Here is a 564-nt window from a genome sequence, read left to right on the forward strand (position 1 = left end):
ACGATGACAATGTCCACTATACGACGTGGTACGAAGTAAGTAAGTCTTTTGACGCTCCTAGTACCTTTTACGGCGATATACAAAGACGAGCATTCACGATTACGATACCAGCGAGTTACAGACCAGGCGAACACGCTGTAATCATTCGCTTGAAAGCGGAAGGAGACGTTGGCCAAGGAACAGCTGTTTGTGTATCTGGTGTGGAAATGGTAACAGGTAAATACCCTTCTATGTATAGTTGGCAAGCACAAAGTGGCAGTGTATATGGTGGTATTATGCCAATCGATGGATTAGAATTTGGCGATAGTCAAGGTACGATTAATGTTGCCCAAGATAGAAAAACGTTTGACATAGGCGGAACTTTAGAGACGAAGTTTCACAATAACATCAGAGCAACGCAAGGTGTCAATCTCGGCGGAAATGAGTTTCAAGGTTGGGGGCATGTTCGCTTCACAGACGGAAACCAAGGAATCGGATTTTACGTCCACAATTCAAATGGTTGGTTTTTTAATAGATTAGGATAGGAGTGATCGTTGTGGAAGGCGATACGAACATTACTTTCCC

Annotated in this window: 1 pseudogene; it reads left to right on the forward strand. The window is 43.4% G+C overall.

The window, feature by feature from the left end:
* Positions 1 to 524: pseudogene (locus tag MR056_RS21940) on the forward strand (phage tail spike protein); the annotation flags it as partial.
* Positions 525 to 564: the final 40 nt, after the last annotated feature.

Origin of the sequence: Bacillus cereus group sp. BfR-BA-01360 (assembly GCF_022663595.1) — a bacterium.
GTDB classification, from domain to species: domain Bacteria; phylum Bacillota; class Bacilli; order Bacillales; family Bacillaceae_G; genus Bacillus_A; species Bacillus_A cytotoxicus.